The sequence below is a fragment of the Chitinophagales bacterium genome (assembly GCA_013816805.1).
Taxonomy (GTDB): Bacteria; Bacteroidota; Bacteroidia; order Chitinophagales; family UBA10324; genus MGR-bin340.
In genome coordinates this window covers 146635-166347 of sequence record JACDDS010000005.1, presented here as the reverse complement: position 1 = coordinate 166347, position 19713 = coordinate 146635, and the positions used below count along the sequence as shown (strand labels likewise).

Annotated in this window: 13 protein-coding genes and 1 pseudogene; 7 read left to right on the top strand and 7 right to left on the bottom strand. The window is 39.2% G+C overall.

The window, feature by feature from the left end; genetic code table 11:
- The first annotated feature begins 190 nt into the window (after positions 1–190).
- From H0W62_05805 to H0W62_05790, 4 genes are all read left to right on the top strand, one after another.
- Positions 191–1624: a spore maturation protein gene (locus H0W62_05805; protein MBA3648054.1), complete on the top strand. Its 1434-nt coding sequence runs from the start codon at positions 191–193 to the stop codon at positions 1622–1624.
- A 119-nt stretch (positions 1625–1743) separates the two neighbouring features.
- A complete protein-coding gene (locus H0W62_05800; GenBank protein MBA3648053.1) occupies positions 1744–3636 on the top strand; it encodes an SBBP repeat-containing protein in 1893 nt (630 codons plus the stop codon).
- A gap of 248 nt (positions 3637–3884) precedes the next feature.
- On the top strand, positions 3885–5117 hold the full coding sequence (locus H0W62_05795; protein ID MBA3648052.1) for an HD domain-containing protein: 1233 nt from the start codon (positions 3885–3887) through the stop codon (positions 5115–5117).
- Positions 5118–5154: 37 nt separating this feature from the next.
- Positions 5155–5664: a histidine phosphatase family protein gene (locus tag H0W62_05790; protein MBA3648051.1), complete on the top strand. Its 510-nt coding sequence runs from the start codon at positions 5155–5157 to the stop codon at positions 5662–5664.
- A gap of 56 nt (positions 5665–5720) precedes the next feature.
- Here the strand turns inward: H0W62_05790 and H0W62_05785 are convergent, their stop codons facing one another.
- Positions 5721–6659: a hypothetical protein gene (locus tag H0W62_05785; protein ID MBA3648050.1), complete on the bottom strand. Its 939-nt coding sequence runs from the start codon at positions 6657–6659 to the stop codon at positions 5721–5723.
- Positions 6660–6797: 138 nt separating this feature from the next.
- Positions 6798–9077: an aconitate hydratase gene (locus H0W62_05780; GenBank protein ID MBA3648049.1), complete on the bottom strand. Its 2280-nt coding sequence runs from the start codon at positions 9075–9077 to the stop codon at positions 6798–6800.
- A 150-nt stretch (positions 9078–9227) separates the two neighbouring features.
- On the opposite strand from H0W62_05780, the gene H0W62_05775 reads away from it, so the two are divergent.
- Positions 9228–10463 (top strand): ABC transporter permease, encoded by a 1236-nt coding sequence (locus tag H0W62_05775; GenBank protein ID MBA3648048.1) that lies wholly within the window; start codon positions 9228–9230, stop codon positions 10461–10463.
- Positions 10464–10536: 73 nt separating this feature from the next.
- On the opposite strand, the gene H0W62_05770 is transcribed toward H0W62_05775, so the two are convergent.
- On the bottom strand, positions 10537–11736 hold the full coding sequence (locus tag H0W62_05770; protein ID MBA3648047.1) for an amine oxidase: 1200 nt from the start codon (positions 11734–11736) through the stop codon (positions 10537–10539).
- A gap of 891 nt (positions 11737–12627) precedes the next feature.
- Between H0W62_05770 and H0W62_05765 the strand changes: the two are divergent.
- A pseudogene (locus H0W62_05765) lies at positions 12628–13387 on the top strand (SDR family oxidoreductase).
- Positions 13388–13430: 43 nt separating this feature from the next.
- Here H0W62_05765 and H0W62_05760 read toward each other — a convergent pair.
- From H0W62_05760 to H0W62_05745, 4 genes are all read right to left on the bottom strand, one after another.
- On the bottom strand, positions 13431–13589 hold the full coding sequence (locus tag H0W62_05760) for a hypothetical protein (GenBank protein ID MBA3648046.1): 159 nt from the start codon (positions 13587–13589) through the stop codon (positions 13431–13433).
- A gap of 104 nt (positions 13590–13693) precedes the next feature.
- The gene (locus tag H0W62_05755) at positions 13694–15472 is read right to left on the bottom strand and encodes an arginine--tRNA ligase (protein ID MBA3648045.1); all 1779 of its coding nucleotides are present in this window, start codon (positions 15470–15472) and stop codon (positions 13694–13696) included.
- 39 nt (positions 15473–15511) lie between these two features.
- On the bottom strand, positions 15512–16459 hold the full coding sequence (locus H0W62_05750; protein ID MBA3648044.1) for an arginase: 948 nt from the start codon (positions 16457–16459) through the stop codon (positions 15512–15514).
- 220 nt (positions 16460–16679) lie between these two features.
- Positions 16680–18266: a T9SS type A sorting domain-containing protein gene (locus H0W62_05745; protein ID MBA3648043.1), complete on the bottom strand. Its 1587-nt coding sequence runs from the start codon at positions 18264–18266 to the stop codon at positions 16680–16682.
- A gap of 302 nt (positions 18267–18568) precedes the next feature.
- On the opposite strand from H0W62_05745, the gene fbp reads away from it, so the two are divergent.
- Positions 18569–19606 carry a class 1 fructose-bisphosphatase gene (gene fbp, locus H0W62_05740; GenBank protein ID MBA3648042.1) on the top strand — a complete coding sequence of 346 codons (1038 nt, stop codon included), beginning with the start codon at positions 18569–18571 and terminating at the stop codon, positions 19604–19606.
- Positions 19607–19713: the final 107 nt, after the last annotated feature.

Here is a 19713-nt window from a genome sequence, read left to right as displayed (position 1 = left end):
CTATACACACTTAATCCCTTTCAATAATTCTATATTTTATATTAAGATAAAGGTAGCAATACACGGATAATTGTTTTCACCCTAAGGAGTACCTAAAAAGGCCACTTTAAAAACCAGAGATATGGGTTCATAAATAGAATGATTTATTATAAATTTTACTCTCACTTAAAAAATCTCCGATATTGCACTTATGGCATTAAGCAGGTTTTGGACATTTATTATTGTTTGCAGTATTGCCTGGGCCTTTTTTCTTTTACTCACCGGTCAGATATATTCTCTTTCCGGCATTGTTAATGGAAAGCAGGGTGAACCTGTTATAGTGGCTGAACGGGATTCCCAGGAATTTAAACTAACCGAATCTCTATTCTTCGATAGTATTAAAGCTAAAAATGAATCAGGATTTTTAAAAGGTAATTTTTTATACCGTCTTTCGAATGCAGGAGTAATTGAGGTTAGTGAAGGCACCCAAAAATCAGACGGCATTTTTACAACCTGCAAAAATACCATACTGGATATCTGGCTGCCGCTTATAGGTTACCTTACTTTTTTTTGCGGGCTTATGAATTTATTGAGCGATTCAAAAGCAACTGAAAAAATGGCTCGTATCTTATCACCTCTCTTTGGAAGAATTTTTCCGGATCTTCCGGAAAACGATCCTGCCTATGGATACATGACCATGAACTTCGCTGCAAACTTTTTGGGCCTGGATAATGCAGCTACACCGTTCGGGTTAAAAGCAATGGAAAGTATGCAGGAAACTAATAAAATCCCGGACCGGGCAAGTAATAGCCAGATCATGTTCCTGTGCTTGCATGCTGCCGGCCTCACATTAATTCCTTCTTCAATTATCGGATATCGCGCTGCAATGAATGCTGCAAACCCTGCTGACATTATGCTGCCTACTATCATTACTTCTTTTGCCGGAACAATAGCAGCATTATTTTTTGTAGGCCTGCGCCAGCGCATCAACCTGATTAATCCAGTAATAATAGGGGCGGTATTAATTATCAGCGTAGTAATCGGTGGCTTGCTTTTTTTTATCAGCCAATTAAATGGTATCAGTAAGTTTCATTTTACAGGAAACTTAAGCAATGGTGTTTTGCTTTTTATTATACTGGCTATTGTTGTCTATTCATTTAAGCATGAGAAAATTTTCAGAGAGAAAGACACAAACATTTTTGACTCTTTTATTTACGGTGCCAAAGATGGGTTTACAACCGGCATCCGGGTTCTTCCATATATGGTAGCGATGCTGGTAGCATTAAGCATTTTTCGAAACTCAGGGCTGATGGATATTGTAATGCAGGGTGTATCTTTCTTATTAAAACTGCTGTACATTGATCAGCAAATTATAGATGCGATACCAGTTGCTCTTATGAGACCGTTTAGTGCGGGCGGATCACGGGGGTTTATGCTCGATGCTATGAAAACATATGGGCCCGACACATTAACAGGCAGGTTAAGCTGCCTGTTTCAAGGAGCCGCTGAAACCACTTTTTATGTAGTAGCACTTTACTTCGGGTCTGTCAATGTTAAGAATACCCGCTATACAATAGGTACTATGTTAATGGTGGATGCAGTCTGTGTGATATGCGGAATAATTGTTTGTGAATGGTATTTCTAGTAAGAATTATCGAATCGCAAAACGACAAACGCATTCTCAATTTAATTGTGTTGAAAAAAATATTAACTATTTTTATAGATAATCATCCCGAAAGATTTTTTTCAACAAAAAAATACAATATGAATCTGATAAAATTCTACACCTCCATTCTTATAATTTGTATTGGATATATGAACCAAACTTTTGCGCAGATACAAACCTATTCCTGGATTACATCAGGAGGCAGCATCTCATTCGACGCAGCCAATGGAATAGCTTGCGATAAAAAGACAAATGCCTTTGTAGTTGGGTCATTCGTTGAAACATTTAAATGGGACAGTTTTCTAATGGTATCAAGGGGATTACAAGATGTTTATTATGGAAAATTTGATAACGACAAAAATGTAAAATGGATGAACCAGTTTGGAGGTACAGGTGACGATGTGGGAAACGATATAACAATTGATAAAAGTGGTAATCTTTTCATGGTAGGTTATTTTTCCGATACCGTGAAAGCCGGGGTTAGCAACCTTATCTCTCGTGGTGCAGAAGATGCGTTTGTAATAAAGGCAGATAACAAGGGAAAAATCCTTTGGGGAGCTTCGGGCGGAGGTACAGGCTTTGATGAGGCCCGTGCTGTTACTACTGATAAAAAAGGAAATGTGTACATATCCGGAGTCTTCTTCGGCACTGCTTACTTTGGTAATACTGTACTCGTGTCACAAGGTGATACTGATATATTCTTTGCAAAGTACTCGCCTCAAGGCTCATTGCTCTGGGTAGAAGCTTTTGGCGGTAAAGGCATACAAACTATGCAAGGCATAAAATATGATTCAATTGGAAACTGTGTCTATGCCGGTGGATATTTTCAGAACACCATACATTTCGGTTCTTTCACTTTAACCTGTACAGATGGTAAAGCCGATGATTATCTTGTAAAGTTTGATACAAGAGGGAATACCATTTGGGCATATCAATTTGCGAGTCCCGCCTTTGATGACGCCGAGGGTGTTGCAGTTGATTATAATGGCGATCCTTATCTGGTTGGATATGTTACGGCGCCCTTTACCTTTAGAGGCGTAACCGTTTCAGTATTTGGAAGTCTCGATCCGTTTTTAGCAAAGATAAGTAAGAATGGCGGCGAACGATGGGTACGCGTTGTAGGATCAAAGGGTGAGGATGTCGACCGCGGAGCTGTTGCTGATCTTTTTGGAAATATTTACTGGATTGGCGGATTTGAGGGAACGGCAACTTTTGAAACCGATAAATTTACAAGTGCCGGAAAAAGAGATGTCTTTGTTTGTAAATATGATACGACGGGTAAGTATATAACTACTTTTCCTGCAGGAGGCACCAGCCATGACAGAGGAAGAGGAGTAGATGTAGTTCCGAACGGAGATGTGTTTATTTGCGGCAGATTTACACAAAGCACCACCTTCGGATCAATGACTTTACGTGCCGATGGGTTCTATGATCCTTATGTTGCAAAAATCGGGTATTGTAACCCTCCTTTTAAAGTTACTGCCACTGCTCCAGGTTCGGTATGTCAGGGAAGCGCACTCCAGTTAAATGCAGTGCCAGTTCCATTTGTTAATGCTTCCTACAAGTGGTCGGGTCCAAATAATTTTTCTTCATCCACGCAAAGTCCCATCATTCCTAATATCACTACCGATGCTGAAGGAACCTATACGGTACTTGCAGAAAGCGGTGGATGTTTTGCAAATGATGATACTACCGTGAATGTAATCAACTGCAGGGAGGCAGAAGCCGAAGTTTCAACGGATTTTATAGTATCTGTTTCACCTAATCCAAATAATGGAAATTTTTTAATTAATCTGCAGATACCATTCAAATCGAATAATATTCAGATAAGATTGTCCGACATCTTAGGAAGAACAGTTTTTCAAAAAAATTATTTTGAAACCAATTCAATAGTGCAGGAAATACAATTGAATAATATTGTCTCTAATGTAGTTTTTGCAGAAATAAGAGCCGGGTCGGAAATTAAAATCATCAAAATCATTACCCATTAATAAAGAGCTACGATAGAAAAAGAGCGCTTAAGTTAAGATTGAGTGCTCTTTCTATCTAATGAATAAAATGTAAAACAATAAATCGGTATTCAATATTCGAAAAAAGTTGGTGCATACTAATTAAGCATATTTTATTATAAACTGTTCACCTGCCTGAAACCGAAAGAGGCTAATTACATTACACAGGTATTGGGGAATATCTGCCTTCTTCTTAAAATTTTTAGCTTTGCCCATCTTAAAATTCATTTGTGGGCGATAAAAGCTTAAAAAAATCATCAGCAATACTACAGCAGGCAGGAGAACATGTATTCCAATTACTTCTTGAAAAACTTCCTGCAAGCTATCTCTACCATAATTATAATCATACTGTTGAGGTGGTGGAGGCTACAACCGATATTGCACAAGGCTGTGATCTTTCAAAGGAAGAAACGGAACTGGTACTGCTTTCAGCCTGGTTCCATGACTGCGGATTTGTAGAAACTTATGATGATCATGAGAAGGCCAGCCTGGAGATTGCGGAGCGTTTCTTAAGAGAGCATTCGTACCCTGCTGAGAAAATTGAAATTATCAAGCAATGTATTGAAGCAACAAGGTATCCTCAAAACCCTGCGGGCCTGCTTCAAAGTGTCTTGTGCGACGCAGATCTTTCGGGCATTGCCCAAAAAAATTATTTCGAAACCGCAGATTTCCTGCGCCATGAATCGGAAATGGTGAAGGGCAAATTTATTTCAGATGCAGAATGGATTGAATCAGAAGTGCAGTTTCTTTCTCATCATAAATACCATACTGCCTATGGTCAGTTAACCTATCAGAAAAGAAAAAACATGCATATGGTGGAGCTGCAAAAGATGCTGCGGGAAATAAAGGAGAAAGAGGCAAAAGATGAAGAAAAGAAAAAAATGAAACAACAGGCAGCAGAAACAAAAAAACCTGATCGCGGTGTAGAGACCATGTTTCGCACAACCATAAGGAACCACATGGAACTCAGTGGAATGGCAGATACCAAAGCCAACATAATGATTAGCGTGAATTCCATTATTCTCGGTTTCACCGTATCTAACCTTTTTTCAAAGTTTGAAGATCATAAATACCTGATAATTCCAACAGCAGTGCTTTTAATAGTTTGCCTGGGAACAATTGTGTTTGCCATTCTTTCCACACGGCCCCGTTTGACAAGTGGTATATCAAGCCGGGATCAAATAATTAAGAAGCATGCCAACCTTCTTTTTTTTGGCAACTTCCATAACATGAAAGAGCAGGATTTTGAATGGGGAATTAATGAGTTAATGAATGATACTGATTATCTCTATAACAGTATGATCCGCGACCTTTATAATCTTGGAAAAGTTTTGGGAAGGAAGTATAAATATCTTCGCTTTGCTTATTCTTTTTTTATGTTTGGTCTCATCATCTCTATAGTTGCATATGCGGTCGCATATTGGTATTACATAGATTACCTGGGAATAATACCGGGACCGTAATTAAGTCCAATTATCATCCATCAAATATTAAATATTAATGAAGACAATAGTCTTAGTGCGCCATGCTAAATCGAGCTGGAAAGACAATTCTGCTGATGACCACGATCGTACTTTAAATAAAAGAGGCGAACACGATGCGCCCTTTATGGCAAAGGTGTTTAAAGATAAAAATATTGATCCCGAAATTTTAATTTCAAGCTCGGCTGTGCGGGCCTTTGCAACTGCTAAAGAGTTTGCTAAAATACTTGGCTATAAAAAAAGAAAAATTTTAAAATCAACCGGATTGTATCTGGCGGAGTTGGAAGAATGGATAAGTTTTATAAAAGAAATGTCTGAAAAATATTCAAGAGTTGTTTTATTCGGACATAACCCAGGCATTACTCAATTAGCAAATTATTTTTCCGGTGAATCAATCGATAATATGCCTACCTGTAGCTTTTGTGTAATTGAATTTAATTTAGATAAATGGGATGAAGCGGATGAAAAAAAGGGAACGCTTAAATTTTTTGAATATCCTAAAAAATACTTTCCCGAACTGGAAGAATAGGTTTAATGAAGATAAGAAAGGCTAAGTCATCCCTTATCACAAATTATTACTTTATTTCACCGGAAGTATTGGTGGTAATAATATTTAAACCAGCCGTTTAAAGGAAACACATAAGCAATAGTTATCTGGGCAGTTACATATTGATCGTTATGCCCTGCATTCCCACGTTGTTGGTCGGGTGCAGTAATATTGCCGTGCACCCCTTCCGGATCATGTTCACCGGATCGTACGGATAGTGCATAAGCAAGTGCAGAAGCATCCGGGCTGTCTGCAAAAAATGCATCGAAATCCTGCCTGGAAATATATGTTTTGCTTACATCATCTATATAATCAGTAAAGGTGACGTGTGTTCCGATTTCAAAACCAAAAGTCCATAGCTCTGATAAATTATATTTTATTCCAACACCTACCGGAATTACTGGTTGAGTTAATTTATAATTTTTACGATCAGGATACTTCAGAAAGCCTTCTCCTTCAGTATGAAGGGGCTGAAGGTCTACCCAGGTACCACCGTAATTTGCCTGTGGATTAAAATGAAACACTCCAATTCCTGCAAAGATATACGGGGTCCACCGCTCACCACGTACTGCTCCCGGACGATAATCAAGAATATTTACTTCAGCAATAACACTTGCCTCCATGATATTTGACCGAAAGCTGAGATTACGATACCATCGAAACCATTCCGGTGAAAATAAAACTGAGGAGTCGAGTAAATTATCGTTTCCTGAAACCTGTGTAAAAGAAAACGAACCGCGAAACGCAATGTGGGAATTCGCGCTGAATAAATAGGTTATTGTGGCCGCCGGCTTCAGAAGGGGCGCATTAAAATCATGGTACAGAGGTTTCCCATAATTATTTGCTCCTCCCAGATCACCAAAAAAAGAGGTAGCACCTAACGATAATCCCAACGAGCTCCGTTGAGCAAACGCTGCTGGGCTTAGTAACAGGAATAAAATAAAATATAAGGAAGAAATGGATAATGACTTTCTCAAAATTCTGGTCTTATCAGTAAAAATAATTTTATTTTAAATAATAAGGGTCTGTATCCCGTGTAAATTTACATTGATGTTTAAGCATTACTCTTAATTCAATTCAATATTGAATGTAATCTTACCTAAACAGCAAACAGATCAGCTAACCAATTCCTTATTACTAGCCTCTTTAATTAAATTAAGTGCACTGCCAGCCTTAAACCAGCCAATCTGAATTGCATTGTAAGTATGGTGAACTGGAAATGATTCTGAAGTTTGATCGGCATGATGCAACACCAATGTTAATGGAAGGTCAGGAGCAAATGTGGTAAGACCTTCAATATCTATCAGGTCATCTTCAAGAATTTTATCGTAATGGCTTTTATCTGAAAAAGTAAGTGCGAGCATGCCCTGCTTTTTTAGATTAGTTTCATGAATACGTGCAAAAGATTTAACAACTACTGCCCGAACACCGAGGTGACGCGGTTCCATCGCGGCATGTTCACGGGATGAGCCTTCGCCATAATTTTCATCACCTACCACAATGGTTCCAATACCAGCAGCCTTATACGCACGCTGAACAGCAGGTACAGAGTCGTATTCCCCTGTAAGCTGACTCTTAACGTTATCTGCTTTATCATTAAAATAGTTAAGTGCACCTATGAGCATGTTATTCGATATATTATCGAGGTGTCCACGGTATTTTAACCAGGGGCCCGCCATTGAAATATGGTCAGTAGTGCATTTGCCTTTCGCTTTAATCAGTAAACGCAATGCTTGTAAATCTGCTCCTTCCCATGCAGGAAATGATTCCAGCAATTGAAGACGATCTGAGGTAGGACTAATAATAACCTTTACCAGGTTTCCATCCTCAGCAGGAGGCACAAAGCCTGCATCTTCTACAGCAAATCCATTTAATGGCAACTCAATTCCCTCCGGTTCCTCTAATTTTATGGATTCTCCTTTTTCATTTGTCAAAGTATCTGTAAGAGGATTAAAAAAAAGTGATCCTGCAAGGGCAAAAGCCGTCACTATCTCAGGAGATGCCACGAAAGCATGGGTACTCGTATTACCATCATTCCGTTTGGCAAAATTTCTATTGTAGGAAGTAAGTATAGAATTCTTTTTTGCAGGATCCGCCATATGCCTGGCCCATTGTCCAATGCATGGACCACAGGCATTCGCCAGCACCATTCCGCCCATTTGCTCAAAGTTTTCCAGCAATCCATCCCTTGCAATGGTGTACCGAATTTGCTCAGAACCGGGCGTAATAGTAAATTCTGATTTCGCTTTCAGATTTTTTTCAGATGCCTGCCTTGCAATGGAAGCTGCGCGGGTCATATCTTCATAAGAGGAATTGGTACAGGAACCTATAAGTGCTACCTCTAATTTTTCAGGCCATTCATTTTTAATTACAGCATCCTTGAACTGTGAAAGTGGCCAAGCCAGATCAGGTGTGTAAGGTCCATTTATGTGCGGCTCTAGTTCATCCAGGTTAATATCGATCACCTGGTCATAATATTTTTCAGGATTCACCAAAACGTCCTGATCTGCACGCAAGTGTTCCGAAACAGTATTGGCAAGATCTGCAATTTCACTTCTATTGGTTGCCCGCAGGTACGATTCCATTTTAGTATCATAAGCAAATACCGAAGTGGTGGCCCCGATTTCTGCACCCATATTACAAATAGTACCCTTGCCTGTACATGAAATAGCTTCTGCACCGGAACCAAAATATTCCAGTATAGCACCGGTGCCTCCTTTGACAGTTAACACACCCGCCACTTTAAGAATAACATCTTTGGCTGAAGTCCAGCCACTCATCTTTCCGGTTAAGCGTACGCCGATAAGATTTGGAAATTTTAGTTCCCAACCCATGCCGCTCATCACATCTACCGCATCTGCACCACCAACGCCAATCGCAATCATCCCTAATCCACCCGCATTTGGTGTATGTGAATCTGTGCCTATCATCATACCTCCGGGAAAAGCGTAGTTTTCCAATACCACCTGGTGAATGATACCTGCGCCCGGTTTCCAAAAACCAATACCATAACGGTTGGAGACGGAAGCAAGAAAATCGTATACTTCCTTATTTACTTCAAGAGCAGTCTGAAGATCCTGTTGTGCTCCCACCTTAGCCTGGATCAAATGATCGCAATGCACGGTAGTGGGAACCGCTGTTTTATCTTTTCCGGCAGTCATAAATTGCAATAAAGCCATTTGGGCAGTAGCATCCTGCATGGCTACACGGTCGGGAGCAAATTCAACGTATGATTTTCCTCTTCCGTAAAGTGAGAAAGGAAAAGCATATGATAGGTGCGAGTATAGTATTTTCTCTGTCAAGGTCATAGGTCTGTTCAGCAGCAAGCGTACCTTTGCAAGCCGCTCTTCAAGCTGTCCATACAGCGCCGTTATCATCTCTACATCAAATGCCATTTTCGGAAATTTAATTTTTATAACAGTTCAATAATCACAAAATAACAGATCGGTTTAATGCAAATGTAAAAAGAATGACTTGTTCTTCTTTAACGCTGAAGCGGAAGAATTCGTTATTTTTAGCGTTCATTTATTAAACAAAAAAATTGATTGAACTACGCTGAAAATATCAGAATTGCCATGCGTGCTATTCGCAGCAATTCATTGCGTACCATACTTACATTGCTCATTATTGCTTTTGGCATAATGGCTTTGGTAGGAATTCTCACCTCGATCGAAAGCTTGAAAAGCTCTTTAGCCAGCACGTGGTCAATCATGGGGGCCAATACCTTTTCCATTCGACAGCGCGGATTAGATGTATTTGGTGATGGTGGCGATGAAGAGGAAAAACCCAGTCCTAACATTACCTATGAACAGGCTGTAATGTTTAAGGAGCGATTTAACTTTCCGGGAAGGGTTTCACTTTCCGGATTTGTGACGGGTATGGGGGTATTGAAATATGAATCAAAAAAAACTAATCAAAATGTAAGAGTGGTTGGGGTTGATGAGAATTATCTTTATGTATCAGGTTATGAAATGGGAGACGGTAGATTTTTTACGCCACAGGAAGCCCGGAACGGCGACCCCGTTGTAGTGATCGGTGAAAATGTCCGGGATAAAATTTTTGCACCGAGCAGCAATCCTGTTAATGAGTTTGTATCAATGAACGGAAGACGGTACAAGGTGATAGGGGTTCTGAGATCCAAGGGATCGAGCCGTGTTTCAAGCAGTGATAATACAGCAATGATTCCCTTATTAAACGCAGTTCATAACAATATAGGTTACGATCAATCTTATGGTATAGCTGTGGCTGTTAGCTCCGTAAACCAGGTGCAGGCAGGTGTAGACGAGGCAACAGGCCTCATGCGGAATATTCGCCGTCAGCGTTTGGACGAACCCGATAACTTTGCATGCGTTAAAAGTGATGCCATCATCGAACAGCTTAACAGTCAGTTAGCCTATCTCACTTTTGCTGCCCTGGTGATTGGTATTATTACTCTTATTGGCGCTGCTACCGGATTAATGAATATTATGCTCGTTTCTGTTACAGAACGTACCCGTGAAATTGGCGTAAGCAAGGCTTTGGGTGCTACCAAAAAGGTGATCCGCCGGCAATTTGTAATGGAAGCAATTGTTATCTGTCAAATTGGTGGCATCGTTGGAATTATCTTAGGTACACTGGCCGGTAACGGAGTTTCTCTTTTAATTGGAGGAAGCTTTGTGATGCCCTGGTTTTGGATTATCATGGGACTTATATTCTGCTTTATTGTGGGCCTGGGGTCAGGGATTTATCCTGCCGTTAAAGCATCCAACCTGGACCCCATCGATGCCCTTCGATATGAATAGTATATCCGGAAATCCAGCGGTATAAGTTCAAGGGAAATACATTTCGGGAGTAGAATGATCAAAAACTGTGATCTCAGATTGCAGAAGCTAATTGCAATTGATTTTTTTTGCTACTCTTTTCAATCATTAATTGACTTTTTATTAAAGCCTCTGCAGTTGATTGATGTAGTATCCGTTGAGGAGTATCATTTCCAGTAACAAACTCGGTATCCCACAAACCGGATCTGCAGTATGGAGTTAAATGGTCCCAGTCGGGCCGGTCAATTACAGGATAATAGCATATCCCCCATAATGGAATTTGATTATCTATAGCAACAGCACATTCTTTTGCGATAGAAGTTAACCACAGTGGTTTTTCTTCACCAGGGTAACTCGTTTCAGACAAAACTAAAGGAAGACCATAACGACTGTGCACTTCCTGGAGCATTTCATTGAGTGGTCGCCAGCGTGGATCATCTAATCCATTTTTCCATGATAGGTTATCTCTTCTTCCAAAAACCCATTGGTTATTTGAATAATAATTAAGTCCCAGTATGTCAAGATATTCCGGTTTGCCTCTTAATTCGGGACATATATAACCTGCAACCATATCGAATACCTGGAATTGGTTTTCATACTCTTTTAATGCCTCCTGAATTTGTTCAGATGAAGCATTAATAGGTGGGACAACATTTACCAATGGTTCGGTTAGAAAAACCCGAACGTTATTATCAGCCTCTTTTAAAGCTTCTATACCTTCTATATACGCTTTTACCAGCTGATATTTAACTTCCCACCCTTGGTCAACACAATAAGGTGATGTACCTCTCACATCTCCTCCAAGCCATGATAGAAAGCTTACTTCATTGATGGGGGTTATTATAAGTGTGCTTTCGCTATCAACCGAGCGATAAAATTCAATAAATGCCCTGCACATAGCAGCAAAACGCCGCGGAAACATTGGATGAAGCGGGGTTAAGTCATCAGGGAAACCGAAATGACACAGATCCCAGATTTGTTGAATATTATTTTGTTTACCAAACTTAATCATTTGAGCCACCTCGCTCCAATCATAATGATAAGGTTGTTTTTCTATCTGGCTCCAGCGAATTCCTTCGCGCACTGACTTGATATTAAATTGCGAAAGCCTTTGGTAGTCTTCATTAATTAATGACAGGTGATCCGTTAATTTCAATAAATCTATGCGGTTCCCAAAGGCATTTAAGTGATCGGCACATTCAAAACCCGCCATCCAAAAACTCGCAAAAGGATTATGAGTTGAAGTAAAGTTCATATGGAATAGGTAAAATTTACGACTCTGCAAGACAGTCGCGGAATCATCTGCGCACAAATTTCTCAACAATTGGGCCATCGGTCCTGAAATATGGGACTAATAAACCATGCCGTCTAAACAAAATCAGCATCCCACTGATCTCCTGCTTTTTATGATCTGATTATTGGGCAATACTGATTTAGAAAAAGAATTTAAGCTGATGAATTCCTTCAATGATTTTGAAATTGGCGATAGGAATACACACTTATGGTAATACCTGCCACAATATTCGTTGACTTTCAAACAGGAGTAAAGCCACAGGATGTTGATAATAAATGGATTAGATAATATTCGATATATTAGAATTTATAGGGCTATTAGATTTAAAGGCTGTTATGCTTGAAAAACAATGGAAATTGAAGCGGGATCTTTAAATGGAAAAAAAACCTGCATAGAATTTCTACACAGGCTTATAGAGAAGACGATACTTTATTTGCTTATAACAAATGGTAAGACCTGAATATGATCGCCATTTTGGAGTCTAACCATATATAAGCCGGAATTAAGATTTTGTAAAGATACAGTACGAAATAGGTTTCTGGGGAAGATAATGAAGATAATAAAGATATTAAGCCATAACAATTGTTAGCTATCCCAAACTCGAACTGCGTTACCTGTAAATAAAAAAACCGCCTCATTTCTGAGACGGTTTCTGACCATTGGTCATTCAATGAACATTCGGCTACTTAGTAACCGAAGGTGTCCACGACTTATTTTTAGAATGCATGAATACCTCCTTTTTATTTGGTGAATAGGGTAAAACTATAAAAAAAAATTAAAATACCCTTTCTTCTGTTATGTGATTTTTCCAAAAAAACATTGTTTGCATCTTTGCTAAAATCCATTAGAAATATGGAACCGAAAATAGCTTTAGTAACCGGGGGAAGCCGTGGCCTTGGAAAAAATGCTGCATTACGCTTGGCTGAAAAAGGTAATGACGTCATCATAACTTATCATACCAAAAAAGAAGAAGCAGTTTTAACAGTTGCTGAAATAGAAAAAATGGGGCAGAAAGCGATGGCATTTCAACTGGATGTATCAAACGTAAAGTCTTTTGACAATTTCATACAAAACCTTTCGACAAACTATAAAAGAGAAGTGGAAAAAGGACAAGTTTGATTTCCTTATTAATAATGCAGGATTTGGTGCCACTATACCTTTTGCACAGGCAACAGAGGATGATTTTGACAGCTTAATGAACGTCCATTTTAAAGGTGTTTATTTCTTAACTCAAAAATCTTTGCCCTTCATTACTGACAACGGCAGTATAATTAATATTTCAAGTGGTACTACCCGATATTCTAATGCCGGTTATTCTATTTACGCATCTATGAAGGGTGCTATAGAGATTTTTACTAAATATCTTGCAAAAGAAGTAGGCTCCAGAGGGATAAGAGTGAATGTACTAGCGCCGGGAGCCATTGAAACAGACTTCAATAATGCGGTTATAAGGAGCAACCCGCAAATAAAAAATTTTATTGCCTCTCAGACCGCTTTGGGAAGAGTAGGGGAAGCGGATGACATTGGAGGCATCATTGCTTTTTTATGTTCCGAAGAGTCGCGTTGGATTAACGGTCAGAGAATTGAAGCTTCGGGCAGTGCTTTCCTGTAATCTTATACCTTAAGTCACGATCTGTTCTAATTCTTGCGGATCATTATCTTTTATTGGATCGCATGAAGAGCCAGACTATAAGCACAAGCACCAGGATCACAATAAAAATTCCAAAGCCCATACCTGCATTAAAAATTCCTGAAACTACGGAACAGGAACTAAGAAAAATTGAAAAGAGCAAAAAGAGTGTAATAATTCTCATGGCTGATTTTTAAGAGTAAGGATTTAATCTGATAACAATATAAGTGCCTTAATTCTGAATGTATTTGAAACGACTTTAATTTTATTAACACAGGAAGTTATACCTCACATCCTTTCAGGAACATCAATTCCCAGGAGAAACATTCCCTTTGAAATGACAGAGGCAATGAATGATGATAAATTCAAACGGAAGGCACGGGCAGTATCATCCTCTGCATTGAGAATTGGTAATTCGGCATAAAACCCGTTATAGCTTTTAGCTAAATGGTATAGGTAGTTTGCTATAATGGAGGGCTCGTATTTGTTTGCTGCCTCTTTTACCACTGAAGGATATTGTTGCAATTGCAAAATAAGCTGCCGCTCCTGCGGTTGAAGCGTTTTTAAATCTGAAAAAGACTCGGGTGAAAGACTCATCGAAGCTGCTTTTCTCAATACTGATTTTATGCGCGCATAAGTGTATTGTATAAAGGGACCTGTAAACCCATGAAAGTCTATAGATTCTTCCGGGCTGAAAATCATTTTCTTTTTTGGGTCCACCTTTAAAAGAAAAAATTTTAATGCACCTAATCCAAGTATTCTATAGAGTTGCTTTAATTCTTCTTCTGAAAAGTTTTCAATTTTCCCTACCTCTTTTGTTTTTTCCTCTGCAGTAGTAATCATCTCTTCTACAGTATCATCTGCATCTACTACAGTGCCTTCCCGTGTCTTCATCCTGCCGGTGGGAAGATCGACCAATCCATAAGAAAGGTGATAAATACTGTCAGCATAAGGTCTTCTTAATTTTTTGCAAACTAGTTTTAAAACCTTAAAATGATAATCCTGCTCATTTGCTACGGTGTAGATCATGTTGCCGATCTTGTACTTACTATAGCGCATATCTGCCGTTCCGAGATCCTGGGTTATATACACTGAAGTTCCATCGGCGCGCAACAGCAACTTCTCATCCAGTCCATCTGCGGTTAAATCAACCCAAACTGAGCCGTCCGGTTTTTTAAAAAATAGCTCTTTCATCAGGCCTTCTTCTACCACTTCCTTTCCTGCCAGGTACGTTTCTGATTCATAATAATAATCATCGAAATCGACACCCAATGCTTTGTAGGTTTGTTCAAATCCCTGGTAAACCCATTGATTCATGGTTTGCCATAAGGTCCTTACCTCTGCATCGCCATTTTCCCATTTTAAAAGCATTTCCCTGATTTCAATATTTAGCGGCGCCATTTTTTTTGCCCCATCTTGGGAAAAATCTTCTTTTATTAAGGAGGCAACTTGTTCTTTAAGCTCTTTTTCGAAACGAACATAGTATTCGCCTACAAGGTGATCACCCTTTTCACCACTGCTTTCCGGAGTTTCGTGGTTACCATATTTCTGGTAGGCAAGCATTGATTTGCAGATGTGAACACCACGGTCGTTATAGATATTTACTTTAACCACCTCATAGCCCGCTGCTTTTAGAATCCGGCTCATGGAATAACCAAGAAAAATATTCCTTAGATGCCCGAAATGCAGCGGCTTGTTAGTATTGGGGCCACAGTATTCAATCATTATTTTTTCTCCGTTGAGTGGCGAAGAACCAAAGGAATTATTTCGCGAATTATTTACTAAGAATTCAATCCAATATTCATCTTTCAACCTTAGATTTAAAAACCCTTTAATGGCTTCATAAGATGCCAATTGGTTCATGGATGATTTTAATTCTTCACCGATTTCTTTTGCTGTTTGATCAGGAGATTTTTTCGAAATTTTTGAAAATGGAAAAACGACAACCGTAAAATCATATGGAAAGTCTTTTGGAGGCAGGTTAACCAAAACCTCCTGAGGGGAAATATCCTGATTATATAATTTCTGAACTGCTTGAGCAGTTTTTTCCTTTAAAATAGGTTCCATCTAAATATGAGCTGAATGCAATCTGTCCTTAGAATTCATTTAATCATTCATGAGCTGATTGGTCACCTTTAATAAAATCTCAAATACATTTTCAGCCATTAAATTTTCTTTATCAAGGGTGGGATTCACTTCTGTAATTTCGAAACAACAGACCTTGGGACTTTGCATTAATCTTTGAAGCAATGCAGCTGCCTGTTTCTCTGTGATACCATTAGGAGCCGGTGTTCCGGTGCCCCGTGAAATGGTTGGATCCATTGAGTCTACATCAAAAGAAATGTAGACTACATCGCACGGTTCCACAGCTGTCAAAATTTCTCTGGCAATTTTATCTATACCAAAATTATTAATCTCATCAGTTGAAAAAATCTTCATTTTGTGCTGACGAATAATATAGTCTTCCTGCGGTTCTGTATCGCGTACAGAAACGAAGACCAGGTTTTCATATCGTATTTTAGGCGATATGCCATTCAGATTTTTTAACTGATCCCATAATTCTACGGTTCCCGGATCGGGATTGTTTATTCTTTGAGTAAGGTTGTCTTCAGCTAGAGAAATAGCGAGTGGCATGCCGTGCATATTTCCGGAAGGAGTAGTATAAATAGAATGGAGATCAGAATGCGCGTCTATCCAGATTACGCCTATCCGTGCCTGTGGGTTAGCGGCCTTAATACCAGCAATGGTGCCGGCAGCACTTGAATGGTCTCCTGCTATCACAATAGGAAAATTTTCTTCACGAAGTGTCTGCTCTACCGCCTGGCTTACGCGTTCACACACCGTTATTATTCCTTTTCCACGCCGCGCATGCAGCGAGCGGGATGATTCGAGGATCATGTCATTTTCGTCTTCAATTTTTACTTCGGGATATTGCTTAAAGAATGTGCTCCCAAAATCAAGAGCTGCAATTTTAATGGCATCAAATCCAAGACTTGCCCCGCGTGTACCTGCGCCAATTTCCGATTTAACAGCCAAAATCCTGATATTTTTCATATCGGCGAAGATAATTATTTAAGGAGGAGTCCGGTACTGCCCATATTTATGGTGGCCGGCCCATTAAATAATTACGTCTAACGAGCATACTTTTGAAACCGCGAATATGATCAGAGGTATTTTATAGTTGAGATCGAGGATGCAGGAAAAATTATAGATATAAGGTAGTTCTGCTTCAATAATAAATCCCGAATATTAAACCATTGCTCCAAGGACGCTACTATTTTTTTAAAAATTTTGAAGAAATAAAGCTCCCATCATTTTTTCGAAGGATGACTGCATACAATCCCGATGAAAAAGAAGAAGTATTTATAGTCAGCCCGGAGGCTGGAGTTATAATCTGCTTTACAAGATTCAATCCCGAAGCATTATAGATGAAAAGCGTTGTATAATTAACACCGTCCGGTATTTCTATAGTAACCTCATCTGTAGCAGGGTTCGGAAATAAATTTAAATGACTATTCGCAACAACTGAATTGGAGCTTGTAAAGACCTGTTCGCAAAGATCAGTATACGTTCCAAGCAAAACGCTGTTGTAGGTATTGTTTAGCAAGGAGGCTGTAACAGAAATTTCAGTTCGGGCAGAATCAAGTATAAAAGATAATGAGGATTCTGAAGGGTTGATCGAAACAGGAATAAACGGACATGCAGAAACTCCAGAGGCATCAATAGTTGACAGTACCACTTTATTTCCTTCAAAATTGGTAAATAATTCCTCTGACAGCAGGACGGGATGATCGTATCCGAGGCAGCCATTGATGTACCCTGTTGAAATGGAATCAGGATTTAGTACATGTGCATATATAACATTGCCACTGGAATCAGTTCTCATATAAAAAGGCAGAGAAGTAAACGAGTCAATTGGATAGCTGCCAGCTATGAGCGAACTGCCATCGGTTAAATTTTGTAGACTCTGAAATCCATTTGATTGAAAAATATTGCTTTTAAGAGAGTCCGGATATGTCTTTATCCATTTAAAGTTCAACGAAGAATCCACTTCCATTAGATAAGCAGCATGGGTGGTCAATCCAATCATTCGGAACCCTCCGTTATTGAGCTGAATACAATCAGTCATGGAAGCTGAAAAATCAAAGCCATACCCTCTCCACTGAATCACATTTCCATATTGATCAAGATGCAATAAATAGGGAAAAACCGTACCTTCTTCAGCATGGAAATTGCCATAGTACGCAGCAATTATACTGCTGTTATCGGGTTGAGCAAATATATTAACTGGCGTATAGCTTTTACCGGTAGAATAAATCTCGCGAAACTGAAGCATAGTACCTACCGTATCGGTTTCAAGCCACATTAACCGATCTCCATGAGAACGGCCTTCTCCGGAGTGTCCCAATATGACTATGTTGCTATTTGGAAGCTGATCAATATAGAAAGGCTGCATTCCTGTGTTCTTACCATCCCGCTTATAGGTTTTAGTCCAAATAATATTTCCATTATCATCAATTTTTATAAGTAAAGCATAACCATAGCGCCCGTGAAGCTCGTATCCGCAAACGATGATGGAACCATCTGTGAGCTGAATGCCATGTTCTAAAAAAATAAGTCCACTTGTATTGGGTGTGCTATCCGTAAGAAAGGTGCTCCACACCGGATTTAAATGATCATCGACTTTCGCGAGCATTTGTCCGGTAAGCAAAAAATGACGCTGGTCAGAAAGAGGGGAGATAATTCCCGGCATAATCCCGAATGAGTCATTCGTAACCTGCTTGGATATTAAAGGTTGAGCGTCAGAATGGATACATAGCAGGGATAAGAAAAGATAATTGCAGTAAAAAACAAATTTCATAGTAACACTTTTAATAATAAAAATTTTTTTATTCCGGTTTATTATGCTTGTTGTGAGACAAACATATTTCAGATTGCTATAGCATTTAATATTTTGAATAATTTTTACAAATGGAAGGAATTTAGCCGGATAAAAAAAAATAATTTTCCTGCGATCATAATTATACAAATGGATTTGAAGCCACTCTACGGGTCTATATTTTTTAAGCAATCAAATCACTCTTTTGTTATATTTGCCTAAACAGATGCGATTCCTTCAATCAAAGGAATCGTTTTTTATTGATCTAAAACTGTTTTCTTCTCATGAAAAGTCTTCGTAAAGTAATTACGCTTGATGAATTCATTTTTCAACGGGAAAAAGATTTTCCGTTTGCATCGGGTGAATTGAGTGGCTTACTGCGCGATATTGGATTTGCAGCTAAAATTGTAAATCGTGAAGTGAATAAGGCCGGCCTCGTAGATATCCTTGGTACAACAGGAATAAACAATTCTACCGGCGATGAGGTAAAGAAGCTCGATATCTTTGCTAACGAACAATTTATTTCGGCGTTACAGGTAAGCGGTGAATGTTGCGGGCTTGCTTCTGAGGAACTTGAAAAATATACACCTATAACAGGAGAGGAATCACGGAATGCTAAATATGTGGTTACACTGGATCCGCTCGATGGCTCTTCAAATATTGATGTAAACGTTGCAATCGGAACCATCTTCAGTATATACAGGCGTCAGTCATTTTTCGGGCCATGTACTTCCGAAGATTTTCTTCAAAGAGGTTCGCGTCAGGTAGCAGCCGGGTATATTATTTACGGATCTTCCACAATGATGGTTTACACTACGGGAAACGGGGTAAATGGTTTTACTCTTGATCCATCCATCGGTGAATTCTGTCTTTCTCATCCGGATATTAAAACCCCGGATAAAGGGAAAATATATTCCGTAAATCAGGGAAACTTTTTAAAATTTGACCAGCCTATTAAGGAATATATTACATTCTGTCAATCTGAGGACAGGTTGAGCAATCGTCCTTATTCCTTGCGCTATATCGGATCACTTGTTGGGGACATCCATCGCAACCTCATGTACGGTGGTATTTTTATGTATCCTGCTACCAGAAGTTCACCGAAGGGGAAATTAAGGTTGCTATATGAATGCTTTCCCATGGCATTTATTGTAGAACAAGCAGGAGGAAAAGCTACCAATGGTCAAATAAGAATATTGGATATTGAGCCTACAGAGCTTCATCAGCGATCTCCAGTATTTATGGGATCCAAGGAAATGGTAAGCAAGGTAGAAGAATTTACACGTGCATCTGTCATGGTAGAAGCATCTGCAACTGCGTAAGTAGCTTAAAATACAGGTAAGATTTAGCACTTTTTCAAGGTTTCGCACTATCATAAGAAGAGATTTGATTTGCTGAATTTCCTGTAATACCGTTTCTTTGCCCATTA